Origin of the sequence: Streptomyces sp. NPDC058284 (assembly GCF_042881135.1) — a bacterium.
GTDB lineage: Bacteria > Actinomycetota > Actinomycetes > Streptomycetales > Streptomycetaceae > Streptomyces.
This window is the reverse complement of sequence record NZ_JBHVYE010000025.1, coordinates 1-15,725: the sequence shown is the minus strand read 5'-3', so window position 1 is coordinate 15,725 and position 15,725 is coordinate 1. Positions and strand designations below refer to the sequence as shown.

The window sequence follows — 15,725 nt, the reverse complement described above, 5'->3', positions numbered from 1 at the left end:
GTGTACGGCCGGGGCTACTTCCGCCAGAACAAGTGGTGGGTCACACCGCTCGGGCTGGGCACGACGTCCACGTGGAAGCGGTCGCGCAGTTCGTCGGGGGACTCCCAGAGTCGGGTGCCGGAGCCGAGCTTCACCTCGCAGACCGCCACGTGCAGGGTGTCGACCAGGTCGGCCGCCAGGAACTCGCGGATGACCGTGGCGCCGCCGCCGAGGCGTACGTCCTTGCCCTGCGCCGCCTCCTTCGCCTGCTTAAGGACCGTGGCGGGGTCGCCGTCGACGAAGTGGAACGTGGTGTCGGAGAGCGTGAACGACGGGCGTACGTGGTGGGTCATCACGAACACCGGCGTGTGGAACGGCGGCTCCTCGCCCCACCAGCCACGCCACTCGTGGTCCTGCCAGGGCCCGCGCTGGGGCCCGAACTTGTTGCGGCCCATGATCTCGGCGCCGATGTTGTGGTGGAAGTCCCGCGCGAGGTAGTCGTCGAGACCGCGGGTCCCGCCGGAGTCGGTGCGGTTCGGCCAGCTCGCCGTGGCACCGGCCCAGGCGGCCATGACCCTCGGGTCGGCGTGGCCGAAGGGCCGCTCCAGGCTCTGGCCCTCACCTGCGCCGAAGCCGTCCTGCGAGACGGTGAAGTTCTGGACTTTCAGTAACTGTGGCACGGGTCCTGCTCCTCCTCATGTGTCACCGACGACGCGTGGGCGACGACGGGTAGACCGCACGGACCGCACGAACTCATCGGCGCGGCGGAGACGGGCTGCGGAGACGGGCTGCGGAGACGGGCTGCGGAGACGGTTGCGAAGGCTAGCTGTAGACGATCATCGAGCCTTGCGCGAGGCTCCGGGTCGCCGCCGCGTGCAGGCCGAGCCAGACGTGCCGCTCCCGCGCGAAGGGGCTCTCGTCCGACGGGGGCACGGTGGCCGGTTCCTCCAGGGCCGTGGGCGCCCGGGGCGGGGCCGGGGCCTGCGGCGGGTTCGCCGGGTCTATGCCGATCGAGGGGGCGACGAACTCCAGCTCGCGCAGGAGCCCCTGCGAGGAGCCCAGCGGGCCGCCGCCGGAGAGCAGCTCGTCGTTGGAGAGCGGGGCGGGGAAGTCCACCGGCACGTACGCGCCCGCGTGGTCGTAGTGCCAGACCAGATGCGACTGCTGTGCCGTGGCGTCGAACATCTCCAGGAGCTGTTCGTAGTCACCGCCCAGCTCGTCGACCGGCGTGACCTCCAGGCCGCAGATCCGCAGGAGGTAGGCGCGGCGCAGGAAATGCAGCGCGTCGTAGTCGAAGCCCGCGACGGGGGCGACGTCGCCGGACAGGCCCGGCATGTAGGCGAAGACCGGGACGGCCGGGAGCCCGGCCTCGTGCAGCGCCTTGTCGTAGACGGCGAGCTCTTCCGCGAAGGGGTTGTCGGCGCTGTGGCACAGCACGTCGACGAGGGGGACCAGCCACAGGTCGCAGGCCAAGAAGGGCTCCTCGGGTCGGTCGTTCGGACGGTACGAATGGGGCGGGGATACCGGCGCTCTCGCTGTGCGTCGGCGTCCGGCGTGGCAGGCAGCGTAGTCGGGGACGGGGCCTGTCAGCTGCCCTCGTGCACGGCCGTTCCTGTCGTCCCCGGCGCTCCCGCCGTTCCTGCCCTTCCCTTGCCCGGGTGCAGGTCCCATACCCATACGCCGTCCACCCATTTTCCGGGGCGGCCGAGGAGGGCGCTGACGGTGATGCGCAGTTGTCCGTCGTTCTGCTGCGGCGGCAGGACGACGACGCCCGCGTTCCAGAACCTCAGGTCCTCGCGGGCCGCGGCGCGCCAGGCCGGGGTGACCTCGGGGACGCGGCCCGAGTCGCCGACGCCGCGCAGGAGGTTGGACGTGTTGCGGGGCACGGGCCCGTAGATGCCGACGCGGTCCGGGCCCCAGGGACCGTTGAAGTAGCCGCCGGGGATGCGGAAGGCCAGGTCGGCGCTGGTCTGCCAGTGCAGGGCCTCCGCGTGGGCGGCGTCCGGCACCGGGACCGGGACGAGGGTCTCGCCCTCGCCCAGGTACGCGCGCCAGGTGCCCTTCGCGATGAACGGCGGCACCTCGGCGCGGTCCACCGCCTTCAGCGGCGCGGGCAGGACCGGCAGCAGCGCGAGGGCGACGGCAGCGACGCCCGCGTACCGGTGGGCACGGCGCGGGAGGGCCGGCAGGCGGGCCAGGGCGAGCGCGAGCAGCATGCCGAGCGCCGGGGCGCACACCATCGCCACGCGCGCCTCGATGACGGACTCGAAGAGCGGACGGTCGGAGAGCGCCGCCCAGGGGCCGGGGAGGACGATGTCGGTCAGCGGGATGCGGAACTTCTGGCCCAGCGAGAGCAGCGCCGCCCCGAACACGGTGGCGGCGAGCGCCTTGACCGCCGGGCGCTCCCAGAGGCGTACGACGATGGCGAAGGCCAGGGCGACGAGCGGCCAGCCGAAGAACGCGTTCTGCTCGGTGCGGTTCAGCGCGAGCGGGTCGGAGCTCTCGGCGCTGCCCGCGAGGGAGCGTTCCGCGAAGGAGAGGAAGGCGAGCGGGCTGTTGCCCGCCTGGTCGCCGTGGAGCACGCTCTTGTAGCTCTGCGGCCCGAAGAACTGCCAGTACAGGGGGAAGGCGACCAGCGGCACGGTGACGGCGAGCGCCACCGCGGTGCCGCGGACGAGCGGGCGCCAAGAGGCCTTCGCCACGTCCCTGCGGACGATCCCGTACGCGAGGGCGAAGAGCAGCAGCCCGAGCGCGGCGAGGAGGAGCGGTTCCTCGCCGAGGAAGATCTGGTACGTGGTGAAGAGGCCGAGGACGACTCCGTCGCGTACGACGCGGGTGCCCTCGCAGAGCCGCAGCGCCCTGTCGATGATCAGTGGAACCATGAACAGGACGACGAAGTTCGGGTGGGCGTTGGCGTGGCTGACCATCGGGGGCGCGAAGGCGGCGAGGGCCGCGCCGACGGCGGCGGCGCCGCGGTGCGGGACCAGGCGCCTGCGGATCAGCCAGTACCAGGAGACGGCGGTGGCGGCGAGGCCGCCGGTCATCGCCACGTTCAGGGCGGCGGCGGGGCCGAGGAGCCAGGTGACGGGGGCGAGCGGGACGGAGAGGCCGAGCATGACCGTGTTGGCCATGAGGTTCACGCCGTCCGGCACGTTCTGCAGAGTGGTGAAGAGGGGGTTGTGGAGGTGGCGGACGTTGTCCGCAGTCACCGCGAAGAACCACTCCCACTGGTTCTGGTCCTGCATGGAGTCGGGGAAGTAGCGGTGCGCGGGGTCCAGCAGGCGGCCGGAGAAGAGGATGACCGACAGGGTCAGGAAGAGGAGGGCGACGCGGACGTCGGCCCGGTTCACCGCGCGGGCCTTCAGGGCGGTCAGCTCGGCGAGGACCCGCACGTAGTCCAGCGGCCTGACCTTCGATCCCTCCTGGTGCGACCAGCGCACGGGGACCTCGGCGACGGGCCAGCCCGCCCGCCGGAAGTACTGCAGTATCTCGACGTCTATGCCCCAGCCGTGCAGCCTGGACGAGGCGAACGCCTCTCGGGCCCGGTCGCCGTCGAAGAGCTTGAAGCCGCACTGGGTGTCGCGGATTCCGGGGACGGCGACCGTGCGTATGACGAAGTTGCCGGTACGTCCCAGCAGCTCGCGCAGCCGGTGCTGGTGGGCGCCGATGCTCGCGCCGGGGCGGGCGCGGGAGCCGATCGCGGCGGCGTGGCCGTCGGTGAGCGCCTTCTCCAGGTGGTCGAGCTCCTCGATGGGCGCGGCGAGGTCGGCGTCGGTGACCAGGACGCGGCGGCCGTAGGAGGCCAGGACGCCGAGGCGCAGGGCGTGGCCCTTGCCGCGGTTGCGGTCGCTGCTCAGGAGGTGGACGCGGGGGTCGGCTTCGGCCGCCTCCTCGGCGATCTCCGCGGTGCGGTCGGTGGAGCCGTCGTCGACGACGATCAGCTCCCAGGTGCCGGCGTCCGTCCCGTCCAGGTGCTCGCGCAGCGCGTCGAGGGTGGGGCCGAGGCGCCGCTCCTCGTTGTACGCGGGGACGACGACGGTCAGATCCACGCTCATGCGGCGGCCAGTCGCTCGATCAGGGCGAGGGAGTGCGCGTTGTACTCCTCGACGATGCCGTGGGCGGTCCGCGGGTCGCGGCGCGCCAGGGCGTCGACGAGTTCGGTGTGCCGGGACCACAGGAGGCCCCGCAGGTCCTCGCCGCTGCTCTCGGACCAGCGGCGGAGGTGGGTGACGGCGCAGACCCAGGACTTCACGCGCAGCCGGTGCAGGAAGTCGGAGAGGTAGGGGTTGCCGAAGAGGGCGCTGAGCTCGCGCCAGAAGCGCAGGTCGTAGCCGATCAGGACGGTCAGGTCGCCGGCGCAGGCCGCGCGGGCCGCTTCCTCGCCGCGGCGGCGCACGGAGATCAGGCCGGCGCCGGCGTCCTCGCGGGAGCCGTGGGCGACGAGGTCGCGGAAGATGCCGTCGGCGACGAGGCCGCGGGCCTCCAGCATGGAGCGGTAGTCCGCGAGGGTGTGCTCGTGGACGCGGAAGCCGCGGTGCTGGTCGGCGTCGAGGAGGCCCTGCGCGGTGAGGTCGACCAGGGCCTCGCGGACGGGGGTCGCGGAGACGCCGTACTGCTCGGCTATCTCCTTGACGGTGAACTCCTGGCCGGGTTCCAGCCGACCGGCCAGGACCTCGTCGCGCAGGGCGTCGGCGATCTGCTGGCGCAGGGTGCTGCGGATGACGGCGGAGCCGTCGGTGCCGGGCATCTGGATTCCCCCACGGAGTCTGACGTGGTCGTCATGCTGTCGTCGTGCTGTCGTCTTGCTTACGAGCACGTCAGACTACGTGGTCGGGGTTCCGGCACCGGGGTCGTCACCGGGGGGTGCGGGCGGGCTACACCGTGTACTCGTCCGCCGCGGTCAGCGCCTCGTCGAGCGCCGCGAGGCCCTCCTTCGCCGCGGCCTCCGTGATGTTGCACGGCGGGACCACGTGGGTGCGGTTCATGTTGATGAACGGCCACAGGCCCTGCTTCTTGGCGGCGGCGCCGAACGCGGCCATCGGGGCGTTCGCCTCGCCGGTCGCGTTGTACGGCACGAGCGGCTCGCGGGTCTCCCGGTCCTTCACCAGCTCGAGGGCCCAGAACATGCCGACGCCGCGCACCTCGCCGACCGACGGGTGGCGCTCGGCGAGCGCGCGCAGGCCCGGCTCGATGACCTGGGCGCCGAGGGCGGCGGCGTGCTCGACGACGCCTTCCTCCGCCATGACGTTGATCGTGGCGACGGCGGCGGCGCAGGCCAGCGGGTGGCCGGAGTAGGTGAGGCCGCCGGGGTAGGGGCGCCTGGCGAAGGTCTCCGCGATCTCCGCGGAGATGGCGACGCCGCCGAGCGGCACGTATCCCGAGTTCACGCCCTTGGCGAAGGTCATCAGGTCCGGCGTGACGCCGTCGAAGTGGTCGACGGCGAACCACTCGCCGGTCCGTCCGAAGCCCGCCATGACCTCGTCGAGGACGAAGACGATGCCGTACTTGTCGCAGAGCGCGCGGACGCCGGCGAGGTAGCCGGGGGGCGGGGTCATGATGCCCGCGGTGCCGGGGATCGTCTCCAGGATGATCGCGGCGACGGTGCCGGGGCCCTCGAAGACGAGGGTGTCCTCAAGGTGCTGGAGCGCGCGCTCGCACTCCTGCGCCTCGGTCTGCGCGTAGAAGCGGGAGCGGTAGAGGAACGGCGCCCAGAAGCGGACGACGCCCGACGTGCCGGTGTCGGAGGCCCAGCGGCGCGGGTCGCCGGTGAGGTTGATGGCCTGCTGGGTGCCGCCGTGGTACGAGCGGTACGCCGAGAGGACCTTGGGGCGGCCCGTGTGCAGGCGGGCCATCCGCACGGCGTGCTCGACGGCGTCGGCGCCGCCGTTGGTGAAGAAGATCTTGTCCAGGTCGCCCGGGGTCCGCTCGGCGATGAGGCGTGCGGCCTCGGAGCGGGCCTCGACGGCGAAGGCGGGCGCGAACGTCGTCATCGTCGCCGCCTGCTCCTGGATCGCGGCGACGACCTTCGGGTGCTGGTACCCGATGTTGGTGTAGACGAGGCCGCTGGTGAAGTCGAGGTAGCGGTTTCCTTCGTAGTCCCAGAAGTACGAGCCGTCGGCGCCGGCGATCGCGGGCGGGTCGATGAGTTCCTGTGCGGACCAGGAGTGAAAGACGTGTGCGCGGTCCGCGGCCTTCACGGCGGCGCCGACCTGGGGATTCGGCTGAGGGGTCATGGGGCCGAGGGTAAGTGTCCACGGAGTGGACGGGACATGGGCGTCTTGTCTGACGTGTGTCGCGGAACCCGACAGAGTGTCGGGTGGCGGGTTTTTTTTGGGGGGGGGGGCGGGGGCCCGGGGGACGAGGCTGCCCTGGGCATCGCCTTTGCGGGTAGGGGCCGCGGGTCCTGCTTCAGGGGCGCGAGGCCCGGGGGACGAGGCCGCCCTGGGCGTCGCCTTTGCGGGTGGGGGCCGCGGGTCTTGCTTCAGGGGCGCGAGGCCCGGGGGACGAGGCCGCCCTGGGCGTCGCCTTGGCGGGTGGGGGCCGCGGGTCTTGCTTCAGGGGCGCGGGCCCGGGGGACGAGGCCGCCCTGAGCGTCGCCTTGGCGGGTGGGGGCCGCGGGTCTTGCTTCAGGGGCGCGGGGAACTGCGCGACCAGCCACGGGCGGGCCGCAGACGGAAGAGGCGGGCCGCAGACGGAAGGAGCGCCGCAGGCGCAAGGAGCGCGCCGCAGGCGCAAGGAGCGCCGCAGGCACAAGAAGCGCGCCGCAGGCACAAGGAGCGGGCGTCAGTCGTCCAGGTCCGGGACCACCTTGGCCCAGGGGCCCGACCGCCCGCAGCGGATCTCGTACGGAAGGTCCTCCCGCTCGTCGTCATCGCCCGGCTCCGCCTCAAGGCGCGCAACCGCCGAAGGCCCCCGCTCCACGTCGTCGTCGATGTGGAAGCCGTCCGCAGGACTCCAGGACACCAGGTAGACCGTCCCGTCGAGGCGGCACTCCGCCGTGGCCGATCCCCCCGTGAAGCGGACGGTGGAACGTTCCGGGGAGGCGGTCGCCGAGGGAAACGAGGACGGGTGCGAGGAGGAGGGGGACGGGGGCGAGGGGGACGGGGACGAGGGGGACTTCGGGGGCGCGGAACCCGAAGGGTGCGCGGACGACGCCGCCAGAGCCCTCCGCACCGCCGCCTCGTCCAACGGACGACTGTGCGCCGCCCCGCCCTCCCCGTCGGAACTCGCCAGCTGCCACGCGCCCAACGCCCCCGCCGCCGTCCCCACGGCCACCCACGCCGCCGTCACGACGGCGTTCCGCCACTTCCTCATCCCGCCACTGTGCCGCATCGTTTCCTAACGCCCGGTTAAGAGCGCGTCCTGAGCAGGCCCTGAGCACGCCCTGAGCACGTCCTGACCCGGACAAGGCCCCGCCCCCACCCCTGACTACGGTGGTTGTATGGCACATCTTCTCGTCGTCGAGGACGATCCCCAGCTCCGCGGCGCCCTCGTACGGGCCCTGCGCGACAAGGGGCACGCCGTGGCGACCGCGCCCAGCGGCATGGCCGGGCTCGACGCCGCGGTGACGGACGGGCCCGACCTGGTCGTCCTCGACCTCGGCCTGCCGGACGTCGACGGCGCGCAGGTCCTCCGGATGCTGCGCGCGGTCAGCGACGTCCCCGTCATCGTGGCGACGGCCCGCGACGACGAGCCCCAGATGGTCACCGTCCTCGAAGCGGGCGCCGACGACTACATCGTCAAACCCTTCGGCGCCGCCCAGCTGGACGCCAGGATCAAGGCCGTGCTGCGCCGCCTCGGCGCGAGCGGTACGGAGGAGCCGCTGCGCGTCGGGGCGCTCACCATCGACCCGGCCGCCCGCGAGGTCACCCTGGACGACGCCGCCCTGGACCTCACGCCCCGCGAGTTCGACCTGCTCGCCTACCTGGCCCGCCGCCCCGGCCAGGTCGTCTCGCGCCGCGAACTCCTCGCCGAGGTCTGGCAGCAGCCGCTCGGCGGCGCCGACAAGACCGTCGACGTACATCTGTCGTGGCTGCGGCGGAAGTTGGGCGAGACCGCCCAGCGGCCCCGCTACCTGCACACGGTCCGCACGGTCGGCGTGAAGCTCGCGGCCCCCGAGGGCCGGGACGCGGACTGACCGATGCGCCGCAGCCTCCTCCTGCTGACCGCGGCGACCACCGCCCTGGTCCTCACCGCCCTCCTCGTCCCGCTCACCCTGCTGACCCGCACCCACGCCGCCGACCGCGCCACCGCCGAGGCCACCGCCCGCGCCCAGTGGGTGGCCCACGCCCTGGGCCCCGCCCTGGCGACCGCCGACGAGCGCGGGACGGCCGAGCAGACGGTGGAGAGCGTCAACGGGCCCGGCCTGCCCAGCACTTCGCTGATCCTCGCCGACGGCACGGTCATCGGTGAGCACCCGCACCACATCCCCTCCGTCACGGACCCCGTCCGCCTCGCCCGCACGGGCCGCGCCTTCACCTACGAGACGAGTTCCGGCAGCCGCCTCGTCCTGGTCCCCGTCCAGGGCGCGAAGGACGGCACGGCGGTGGTCCAGGTGACGATCGGCGAGAAGCAGTTGTACGCGGGCACCCTCACGTCGTGGCTCGTGCTCGCCGGCATCGGCGTGGGGCTCGTCCTCATCGGCCTCCTGCTCGCCGACCGGCTCGGCGCGCGCCTGGTCGGGGCCACCCGACGGCTGGCCCGCACCGCCGACCGGCTGGCCGCGGGCGACCTGTCGGCCCGCGCCGAACCGGAGGGACCGCCCGAACTGCGCCTGATCGCGGGCGAACTGAACCGCCTCGCGGCCCGTATCGACGAACTGCTCGCCGCCGAGCGGGAGAACGCCGCCGACCTGGCCCACCGCCTCCGTACCCCGGTCGCCGCGCTGCGCCTGGACGCGGAGACCCTCGGCGACACGGAAGGGGCGCGGCGCGTCGCGGCGGACGTCGCGGCCCTGGAACGCAGCGTCGACGACGTGATCCGCAAGGCGCGGCGCCCCCTGCGCGAGGCGCCGCGGGCCGATCTGGCGGCGGTGACACGCGAACGGGCCGCGTTCTGGGAGCCGCTCGCGGAGGACCAGAACCGCGCCACCCGCACCACGACACCCGACCACGAGGTCCTGGTGCCGGTCCCCGGCGACGAACTCGCCGCGGCCCTCGACGCGTTGATCGGCAACGTCCTGGACCACACGCCGCAGGGCACGGCGTTCACCATCACGGTCCGCCGTACGCCCGAAGGCGGCGCGGAGCTGACCGTCGCCGACCAGGGCCCCGGCTTCCCCGACGGGAGCGCCCCCGACCGCGGCACGAGCGGCGCGGGCTCCACGGGTCTCGGCCTGGACATCGCCCGCCGCACCGCCGAGGAGGCGGGCGGCCGCTTCGAGACGGCGAACGGGGGCGCCGGGACCTCGCGACAGGCCACCGGCGCCCGCGTCACCCTCAGCTTCCCGCCCGTGCCCCCCGGGGGAACGCCGTCCGCACCGAGCGCGCCCACTTGTTGATCCCGAGCTCCGGCCGGACCGCGGCATACCCCCCGCAGTACTTGGTGAAGTCGGCGGCCCGCACCCCGTAGCGGTGCAGCACCCGGTCGGCCTCCGTCAGGTGCCCCTTGGTCTTCGTCTCCACCAGGACCAGACCGCTGTCGGCGGCGGCGCTGCGTCCCGTCACCGTGTCCCGCACGACGAGCCCCGCGTCGCACGTGACGCGCTGCCCGTCGGCGACGAAGGTCGCCCGCTGGTACTCGGTCACGAGGGACGGGGTGAGGCCGCCGGGCGCCTCGATGTCGTAGGAACCCCGCAGCACACCCGCGAGGAAGCCGAGCCGCACCGGGTCGAGCGCGTGGTCGTCGCCTTCGAGCCGCTGGCGGTGCTTGACGGTCTCGCCCCGCCCGCTCTTCAGCTTGACCTCGAACTGCCGCTCCCCGCTGTCCTGGTAGACCCGCTCCCTGATCCGGTAGCGCAATCGGCGGCCCTGCCGGTGGTCGTGGAAGGTGCCCAGGTCGGGGGTGTCGTAGTACGTCGAGTGGTAGCGGAACCAGCGCCGGCCGCCGATGCTGAGCGCCCGGAAGGGGCCGCTGGGCCGCCGGGGGTCGGTCAGCAGGGCCGCGAGGTCCTCGAATATCTCCACGGGCACGAGATAGCTGTTGTCGTAGCGGGCGAGCAGCTCCGCCCTTGCGTTCACTTCGTCGAGCGCGATGGGGTGCGCGGCGAGGGCGGCGCGGCCGATGGCGCGTACGGCGGGGTTCACACGGTCTCCTTCGGGTACCTGGGGGCGATCGTGTCGGACCGGGTCGTGCGTCGTCGTACCGTCAACTCCCGGGGCGGCACGGATGGTTCCGGCTGACGGAAACGGACTTCCAGCACCATGAGGTCGCGTACGTAGTCCACTTCCTGGACGGTCCACCCGAGCGGCTCCCCGAGCCGCCTCGCCAGATCGGCCCGCAGGGGCCCCTCCTCGCGGTGGACGGCGTCCAGGGTGACGACGGCCCGCCGGTCGCGTGCGAACAGCCGCGGATGGTCCGCGCCGTACATGACCACGAGCAGTACGGCGGCGAGTCCGGCGGCCACCGGCAGGCGCAGCTCGGGAAGGCCGCAGAGCAGGCCGAGCACCAGGGTGACGAAGTAGTACGCCACTTCCCTGTGCTGCAGGGCGTCGGAGCGCAGCCGCACGATCGAGAGCACGCCGAAGAGGCCGAAGCCGAGGGCGAGCCCGCCGTTGCCGCCGGAGTCGCCGACGGTCCCGAGCCCGGCGACCACCGTGAACAACGCGACGTTCAGGGCGAGGTACGCGGGGACGAGCTCGCGCCTGCGGTGCCTCGGGTAGAAGACGCCGAAGGTCAGCAGGGAGACGGCGGCGAGGTCGACGCCCAGGTGGGCGGCGAGGGTCAGGGTGCTGGTGCTGTCCATGCCGGGGACGCTAGGGAACGGCGGGTTAAGGCCGCCCCTCATGGACGTTAAGAGCCCGTCTTCGATCCCCCGGCGAACCCGTTATGCAACCGTAGAGCGCAGAAGGGCCCCACCCTGCCGTACGGCCGCACTATCCTCACTCTGTTGCACACCAGTGGGGGAGGTCGGTGCGGCGATGGAGAAGCTCGTACCCGGAGATCCGCAGAGAATCGGGGCATACCGTCTGCTGGCGCGGCTCGGCGCCGGCGGCATGGGGCAGGTGTACCTGGCGCGGTCGGACCGCGGCAGGACGGTGGCGGTCAAACTCGTCCGCCAGGAACTCGCCGAGCAGGACGAGTTCAGGAACCGCTTCCGGCAGGAGGTGCAGGCCGCGCGGCGGGTCGGCGGCGCGTGGACGGCGCCGGTCCTCGACGCGGACACCGAGGCGGCGATCCCGTGGGTCGCCACGGGGTACGTGGCGGGGCCCTCGCTGCAGAGCGTCGTCTCGCACGACCACGGCCCGCTGCCCGAACGTTCCGTGAACATCCTCGCGGCCGGGCTCGCGGGCGCGCTCCGCGACATCCACGCCGCGGGCATCGTCCACCGCGACCTCAAGCCGTCGAACGTCCTGGTCACGATCGACGGCCCGCGCGTCATCGACTTCGGCATCGCCCGCGCCCTTGAGACGGTCACCGACGGCGGTCTCACGCGCACCGGCGCGCTGGTCGGCTCGCCCGGCTTCATGGCGCCGGAGCAGGTGCGCGGGGACCGCATCACCCCGGCCTGCGACGTGTTCTGCCTCGGTTCCGTCCTCGCGTACGCGGCCTCGGGGGCGCTGCCCTTCGGTACGGCCAACAGCGGGGTGCACGCGCTGATGTTCCGCATCGCGCAGGAGGAGCCGGACCTGACGGACCTCCCGGAGAGCCTCACCGAACTCATCGCCGCGTGCCTGCGCAAGGACCCCGCGGACCGGCCCTCGCTCGACGAGATCCAGGAGCGGACGGGCGCGGCGGAGGCGCTCGGCGACGGCCGCACGATCGACCCCTGGCTGCCGGGCGCGCTGGTGGCCCAACTCGGGCGGCACGCGGTGCAGTTGCTGGACGCGGAGGACCCGGAGGAGGCGTCGGGGGCGGCGGGGGCCGGGGCCGCCGCGGCAGGTACGGGCGGCCCCGCCGAAGACGCTTCGGAGGCCGACGCCCCCGCCGAAGGCACTCCCCCACAACCCCCGTCTCCCCCCTCCCCCGGCACACCCGGCTCCACGCCGCCCCTCAACCACCTGCCCACCATGGTGTCGGGCCAGGCCCCGCCGCCCGCGCAGCCGCCCGGATCACCGGCGTACGGCTACCCGCAGCAGCACCCCCAGGCCGCCGCCTACGGCTACCCGCAGTACGCGCAGCAGCAGTCTGCGCCACCGCCCGGCTACGGCCCCACCCCCGCGTACGGCCCCGGCTCCACGCCTCCCTACGGACCGGGCGCCACGCCCCCGTACGGGCCCGTCCCGCCGCCCGGGTCCCCGCGGCGCAGCGGCCGTTCGACCGCCGCACTGATCGCCGTGGCGTTGATAGTGGCCCTCGGAGCGGGCGGCGCCGTCTACGCCGTCATGAAGGGCGACAGCACCGGCACGAAGGGGGGCCACGACCGCAAGAACAACGCGGGCAGCGCCTCGCGGACGCCGGGACCCACCTCCTCGACCCCGGACCCGACAAGCCCTTCGCCGTCCGCCTCGGACACGGAGGAGGGCACGGTCCCCGACAAGTACCTGGGCACCTGGACGGGCGGCCTCGACACCAAGACCGGTCACAGCACGCGCGAACTCACCCTCCGGCAGGGCGAGGTGGGCGACACGGTCCTCTCGGTGACGGCGGACGGCCCGACCGACACCGGCGGCACCTACCACTGCGTCTTCCGGGGAAAACTGGAGTCCGCGTCCGGCGACCGCCTGCTCATCGGCCCCACCGAGATCACGGTCGGCGAACCCATGGCGTCCTGCACACCGGGCCACCCGAGCGTCATCACGATCCTCGGCAACGGCAAACTCCGCCGCGCCGACACGGACGGCAGCCGCGAGCTGACGTATGACAAGGGGTACTGAACCGCTCCCTCCGGCATGAGGAGGAGACGCGAGAGGGGTGGGTCGCGCTTCGGCGCGGCCCACCCCTTCGGGTGCGCTGATCAGGCGAACCGGAAGATCAGCGAACGGGGAGACGAGATCAGACGAACGAGTTGATCTCGATCGTCTCCGTGCGGCCCGGGCCCACGCCGATCGCGGAGATCGGGGCGCCGGACATCTCCTCCAGGGCCTTCACGTACCCCTGCGCGTTCTTCGGCAGGTCGGAGAAGGTCTGGGCCTTGGTGATGTCCTCGGACCAGCCGGGGAGGTACTCGTAGACCGGCTTCGCGTGGTGGAAGTCGGTCTGGTTGTACGGGAGTTCCTCGACGCGCTTGCCGTCGATCTCGTACGCGACGCAGACCGGGATCTGCTCCCAGCCCGTCAGGACGTCCAGCTTCGTGAGGAAGAAGTCCGTCAGGCCGTTCACGCGGGTCGCGTAGCGCGCGATCGGCGCGTCGAACCAGCCGCAGCGGCGGTCACGGCCGGTGGTGACACCGCGCTCGCCGCCGATGCGGCGCAGGTCCTCGCCGTCCTGGTCGAACAGCTCCGTCGGGAACGGGCCCGCGCCGACACGCGTGGTGTAGGCCTTCAGGATGCCGATGACGCGGCTGATCTTCGTCGGGCCCACGCCCGTACCCGTGCAGGCGCCGCCCGCGGTCGGGTTCGAGGAGGTGACGAAGGGGTACGTGCCGTGGTCCACGTCCAGGAGCGTGCCCTGGCCGCCCTCGAAGAGGACGACCTTGTCGTCGTCGAGCGCGTTGTTCAGGATCAGCGTCGTGTCGGCGACGTACTGCTTGATGTTCTCGCCGTGCTCCAGGAGCTGCTCGACGATCTGCTCCGCCTCGATCGCGCGGCGGTTGAACACCTTCGTCAGGAGCTGGTTCTTCTGCTCCAGGGCCGCTTCGACCTTCTGCTGCAGAATCGACTCGTCGTACAGGTCCTGCACGCGGATGCCGGTGCGGTTGATCTTGTCGGCGTACGTCGGACCGATGCCGCGGCCGGTGGTACCGATCTTCCTCTTCCCGAGGAAGCGCTCGCCCACCTTGTCGACCGTGACGTTGTACGGCGTGATGACGTGCGCGTTACCGCTGATCAGCAGCTTCGACGTGTCGACGCCGCGCTCGTTCAGACCGCTCAGCTCGGAGAGCAGGACCGACGGGTCGACGACGACTCCGTTGCCGATGACAGGCACACAGTCCGGGGAGAGAATCCCGGAAGGGAGGAGATGCAGCGCGTACTTCTGGTCGCCTACGACAACCGTGTGGCCGGCGTTGTTGCCGCCCTGGTAGCGCACCACATAGTCCACCGAGCCACCGAGCAGGTCGGTGGCCTTTCCCTTGCCTTCGTCACCCCACTGAGCACCGAGCAGCACAAGTGCGGGCACAGGCGTACACCCCTTCCGGGCGGGGCATGTCCAAGGTCTGGGGGCCGTAGCCGCCGTATGGGTGTGCCTTGGATGCTGCCCCGGAATAGACGAAGCCCCTGGCGCAATAGCGCAAGGGGCTCTTGCACAAAGATGCTACCCGAGGAAGGACGCACGTGTCGGCTCGCGACCAGCTGCTAGTCGTCATCGACCCGGTCGCCCGGCGCACGGACGGTGAGTCGGTACGGATCGCGAAGGACGTACTCGGCGCGGGTGCGGCCGTCCGCGTCTGCCTCCCCGACGGCCCCGAAGACTTCACGAAAGCGCTGGCCAGAAGGGGTACCCGGCGTCTCGTGGTGATCGGCGACGACCGAGCGCTGCTGCGGGCGGTCGGCTCCCTCCACCGCGAGCGGGAACTCGCCGACTGCGCGGTTTCGGTCGTCCCCGTCGGCGCGGCACAGACGCTCGCGCGGGCCCTCGGGGTGCCGGCGGGGCCGGTGGCCGCGGCTCGGGCGGTGCTGGAGGGGGTGGAGCGGCGGCTCGATCTGTTGGTGGATGAGAGTGATGGGGTGGTTCTGGCGGATTTGCGGATTCCGCCGGTGGGGGTGGGGGTGGGGGCGGGGGCGGGTTCCGGTGCGGGTCCGGGTCCGGGTTCGGGTGCGGGTTCGGGTTCGGGTTCGGGTTCGGGTTCGGGTGCGGGTTCAGGGGCCGGGGTGGGGGCTGCGGCTCTCTCCGCCGGGGCGGGGCCGGGTGCGGCTTCCGGGCCGGGTGCGGCTTCCGGGCCGGGTTCCGGGGCCGGTGTCGTGTCGAGGGTGACCGCCGGTGGGGCCGGCGAGGGGCACGCCTGGTTGCGGACCTGCCAGTCCCTGGTCCGCACGCTTGCGGCGCGGCCTTCGCGACCGGCCGCGGGGGCGGGGGCCGGTGCGGGGCGCGGGCCGGTGCGGTTGCGGGTCGAGGCTGACGGCGTCGTCCTGGTCGACCTGGACCAGCCGGTCGAGGGCGTACGGGTGACCACGGTGGACGGCGGCCTGGCCCAGGTGGAGGTCAGGCCCGCGTCGGTGGGGGCGGAGGCGGCACCGGTGCGGGCGCGTGCGCGGGCGGTGACGGTGTCGGGGCCGGACTTCCGCTATCGCGCGGACGCGGTGGTGACGGGGCCGGTACGGACGCGGACCTGGACGGTGCGGCCGCTGGCCTGGGGGCTTGTGTTGCCTCGGTGAGTTCGGGTGTGCGGGTGCGGGGGGGGGCGGGGGCGGGGCGCCTGTGGCTCGTCTGTGGGGCGGGGCGCCTGTGGCTCGTCTGTGGGGCGGGGCCGCGGGGGTATGTGCGTACTCGCTATCCCAGAGGGAAGCTTCCACGACAATGGGGGGAAAGGATGATAAGTGCTACGGTGG

Annotated in this window: 14 protein-coding genes; 5 read left to right on the top strand and 9 right to left on the bottom strand. The window is 72.7% G+C overall.

Annotated features, from left to right (window positions below):
* Positions 1-14: 14 nt before the first annotated feature.
* From ACFVYR_RS28635 to ACFVYR_RS28610, 6 genes are all read right to left on the bottom strand, one after another.
* Positions 15-659: a dihydrofolate reductase family protein gene (locus ACFVYR_RS28635; protein ID WP_384260338.1), complete on the bottom strand. Its 645-nt coding sequence runs from the start codon at positions 657-659 to the stop codon at positions 15-17.
* A gap of 142 nt (positions 660-801) precedes the next feature.
* Positions 802-1,452 carry a hypothetical protein gene (locus ACFVYR_RS28630; RefSeq protein ID WP_384260340.1) on the bottom strand — a complete coding sequence of 217 codons (651 nt, stop codon included), beginning with the start codon at positions 1,450-1,452 and terminating at the stop codon, positions 802-804.
* Positions 1,453-1,565: 113 nt separating this feature from the next.
* Positions 1,566-4,034: a dolichyl-phosphate beta-glucosyltransferase gene (locus ACFVYR_RS28625; RefSeq protein ID WP_384260343.1), complete on the bottom strand. Its 2,469-nt coding sequence runs from the start codon at positions 4,032-4,034 to the stop codon at positions 1,566-1,568.
* Complete coding sequence (locus tag ACFVYR_RS28620) at positions 4,031-4,726, bottom strand: GntR family transcriptional regulator (RefSeq protein ID WP_384260345.1); 696 nt, start codon at positions 4,724-4,726, stop codon at positions 4,031-4,033. Before ACFVYR_RS28620 ends, ACFVYR_RS28625 begins: the two co-directional genes overlap by 4 nt.
* A gap of 127 nt (positions 4,727-4,853) precedes the next feature.
* Positions 4,854-6,212: an aspartate aminotransferase family protein gene (locus ACFVYR_RS28615; RefSeq protein WP_384260347.1), complete on the bottom strand. Its 1,359-nt coding sequence runs from the start codon at positions 6,210-6,212 to the stop codon at positions 4,854-4,856.
* A gap of 550 nt (positions 6,213-6,762) precedes the next feature.
* Positions 6,763-6,942, bottom strand: coding sequence for a hypothetical protein (locus ACFVYR_RS28610; protein ID WP_384260349.1), 180 nt, complete (start codon positions 6,940-6,942; stop codon positions 6,763-6,765).
* 34 nt (positions 6,943-6,976) lie between these two features.
* On the opposite strand from ACFVYR_RS28610, the gene ACFVYR_RS28605 reads away from it, so the two are divergent.
* The 3 genes from ACFVYR_RS28605 to ACFVYR_RS28595 all read left to right on the top strand — a co-directional run bounded on the left by ACFVYR_RS28605 (position 6,977) and on the right by ACFVYR_RS28595 (position 9,478).
* Entirely contained in the window at positions 6,977-7,321 is a 345-nt protein-coding gene (locus tag ACFVYR_RS28605) for a hypothetical protein (RefSeq protein WP_384260352.1), read from the top strand.
* Positions 7,322-7,420: 99 nt separating this feature from the next.
* On the top strand, positions 7,421-8,116 hold the full coding sequence (locus tag ACFVYR_RS28600) for a response regulator transcription factor (RefSeq protein WP_384260354.1): 696 nt from the start codon (positions 7,421-7,423) through the stop codon (positions 8,114-8,116).
* A gap of 3 nt (positions 8,117-8,119) precedes the next feature.
* The gene (locus ACFVYR_RS28595; protein WP_384260357.1) at positions 8,120-9,478 is read left to right on the top strand and encodes a sensor histidine kinase; all 1,359 of its coding nucleotides are present in this window, start codon (positions 8,120-8,122) and stop codon (positions 9,476-9,478) included.
* Here ACFVYR_RS28595 and ACFVYR_RS28590 read toward each other — a convergent pair.
* Complete coding sequence (locus ACFVYR_RS28590) at positions 9,417-10,223, bottom strand: VTC domain-containing protein (protein WP_384260359.1); 807 nt, start codon at positions 10,221-10,223, stop codon at positions 9,417-9,419. The genes ACFVYR_RS28595 and ACFVYR_RS28590 overlap by 62 nt on opposite strands.
* A complete protein-coding gene (locus ACFVYR_RS28585; RefSeq protein ID WP_384260362.1) occupies positions 10,220-10,882 on the bottom strand; it encodes a DUF4956 domain-containing protein in 663 nt (220 codons plus the stop codon). Before ACFVYR_RS28585 ends, ACFVYR_RS28590 begins: the two co-directional genes overlap by 4 nt.
* Positions 10,883-11,057: 175 nt before the next feature.
* Between ACFVYR_RS28585 and ACFVYR_RS28580 the strand changes: the two genes are divergently transcribed.
* Positions 11,058-12,953 (top strand): serine/threonine-protein kinase, encoded by a 1,896-nt coding sequence (locus ACFVYR_RS28580; RefSeq protein ID WP_384260365.1) that lies wholly within the window; start codon positions 11,058-11,060, stop codon positions 12,951-12,953.
* A 118-nt stretch (positions 12,954-13,071) separates the two neighbouring features.
* Here ACFVYR_RS28580 and ACFVYR_RS28575 read toward each other — a convergent pair whose 3' ends face one another.
* Positions 13,072-14,355, bottom strand: a complete 1,284-nt coding sequence (locus ACFVYR_RS28575) for an adenylosuccinate synthase (RefSeq protein ID WP_384260367.1) — start codon at positions 14,353-14,355, stop codon at positions 13,072-13,074.
* 155 nt (positions 14,356-14,510) lie between these two features.
* On the opposite strand from ACFVYR_RS28575, the gene ACFVYR_RS28570 reads away from it, so the two are divergent.
* A complete protein-coding gene (locus tag ACFVYR_RS28570) occupies positions 14,511-15,551 on the top strand; it encodes a diacylglycerol kinase family protein (RefSeq protein ID WP_384260369.1) in 1,041 nt (346 codons plus the stop codon).
* Positions 15,552-15,725: the final 174 nt, after the last annotated feature.

Bases quoted from the DNA above. Each gene is read 5' to 3' on its own strand.
- ACFVYR_RS28625 (WP_384260343.1), bottom strand. From the start codon at position 4,034: ATGAGCGTGGATCTGACCGTCGTCGTCCCCGCGTACAACGAGGAGCGG.
- ACFVYR_RS28580 (WP_384260365.1), top strand. From the start codon at position 11,058: ATGGAGAAGCTCGTACCCGGAGATCCGCAGAGAATCGGGGCATACCGT.
- ACFVYR_RS28585 (WP_384260362.1), bottom strand. From the start codon at position 10,882: ATGGACAGCACCAGCACCCTGACCCTCGCCGCCCACCTGGGCGTCGAC.
- ACFVYR_RS28620 (WP_384260345.1), bottom strand. From the start codon at position 4,726: ATGCCCGGCACCGACGGCTCCGCCGTCATCCGCAGCACCCTGCGCCAG.
- ACFVYR_RS28595 (WP_384260357.1), top strand. From the start codon at position 8,120: ATGCGCCGCAGCCTCCTCCTGCTGACCGCGGCGACCACCGCCCTGGTC.
- ACFVYR_RS28615 (WP_384260347.1), bottom strand. From the start codon at position 6,212: ATGACCCCTCAGCCGAATCCCCAGGTCGGCGCCGCCGTGAAGGCCGCG.
- ACFVYR_RS28600 (WP_384260354.1), top strand. From the start codon at position 7,421: ATGGCACATCTTCTCGTCGTCGAGGACGATCCCCAGCTCCGCGGCGCC.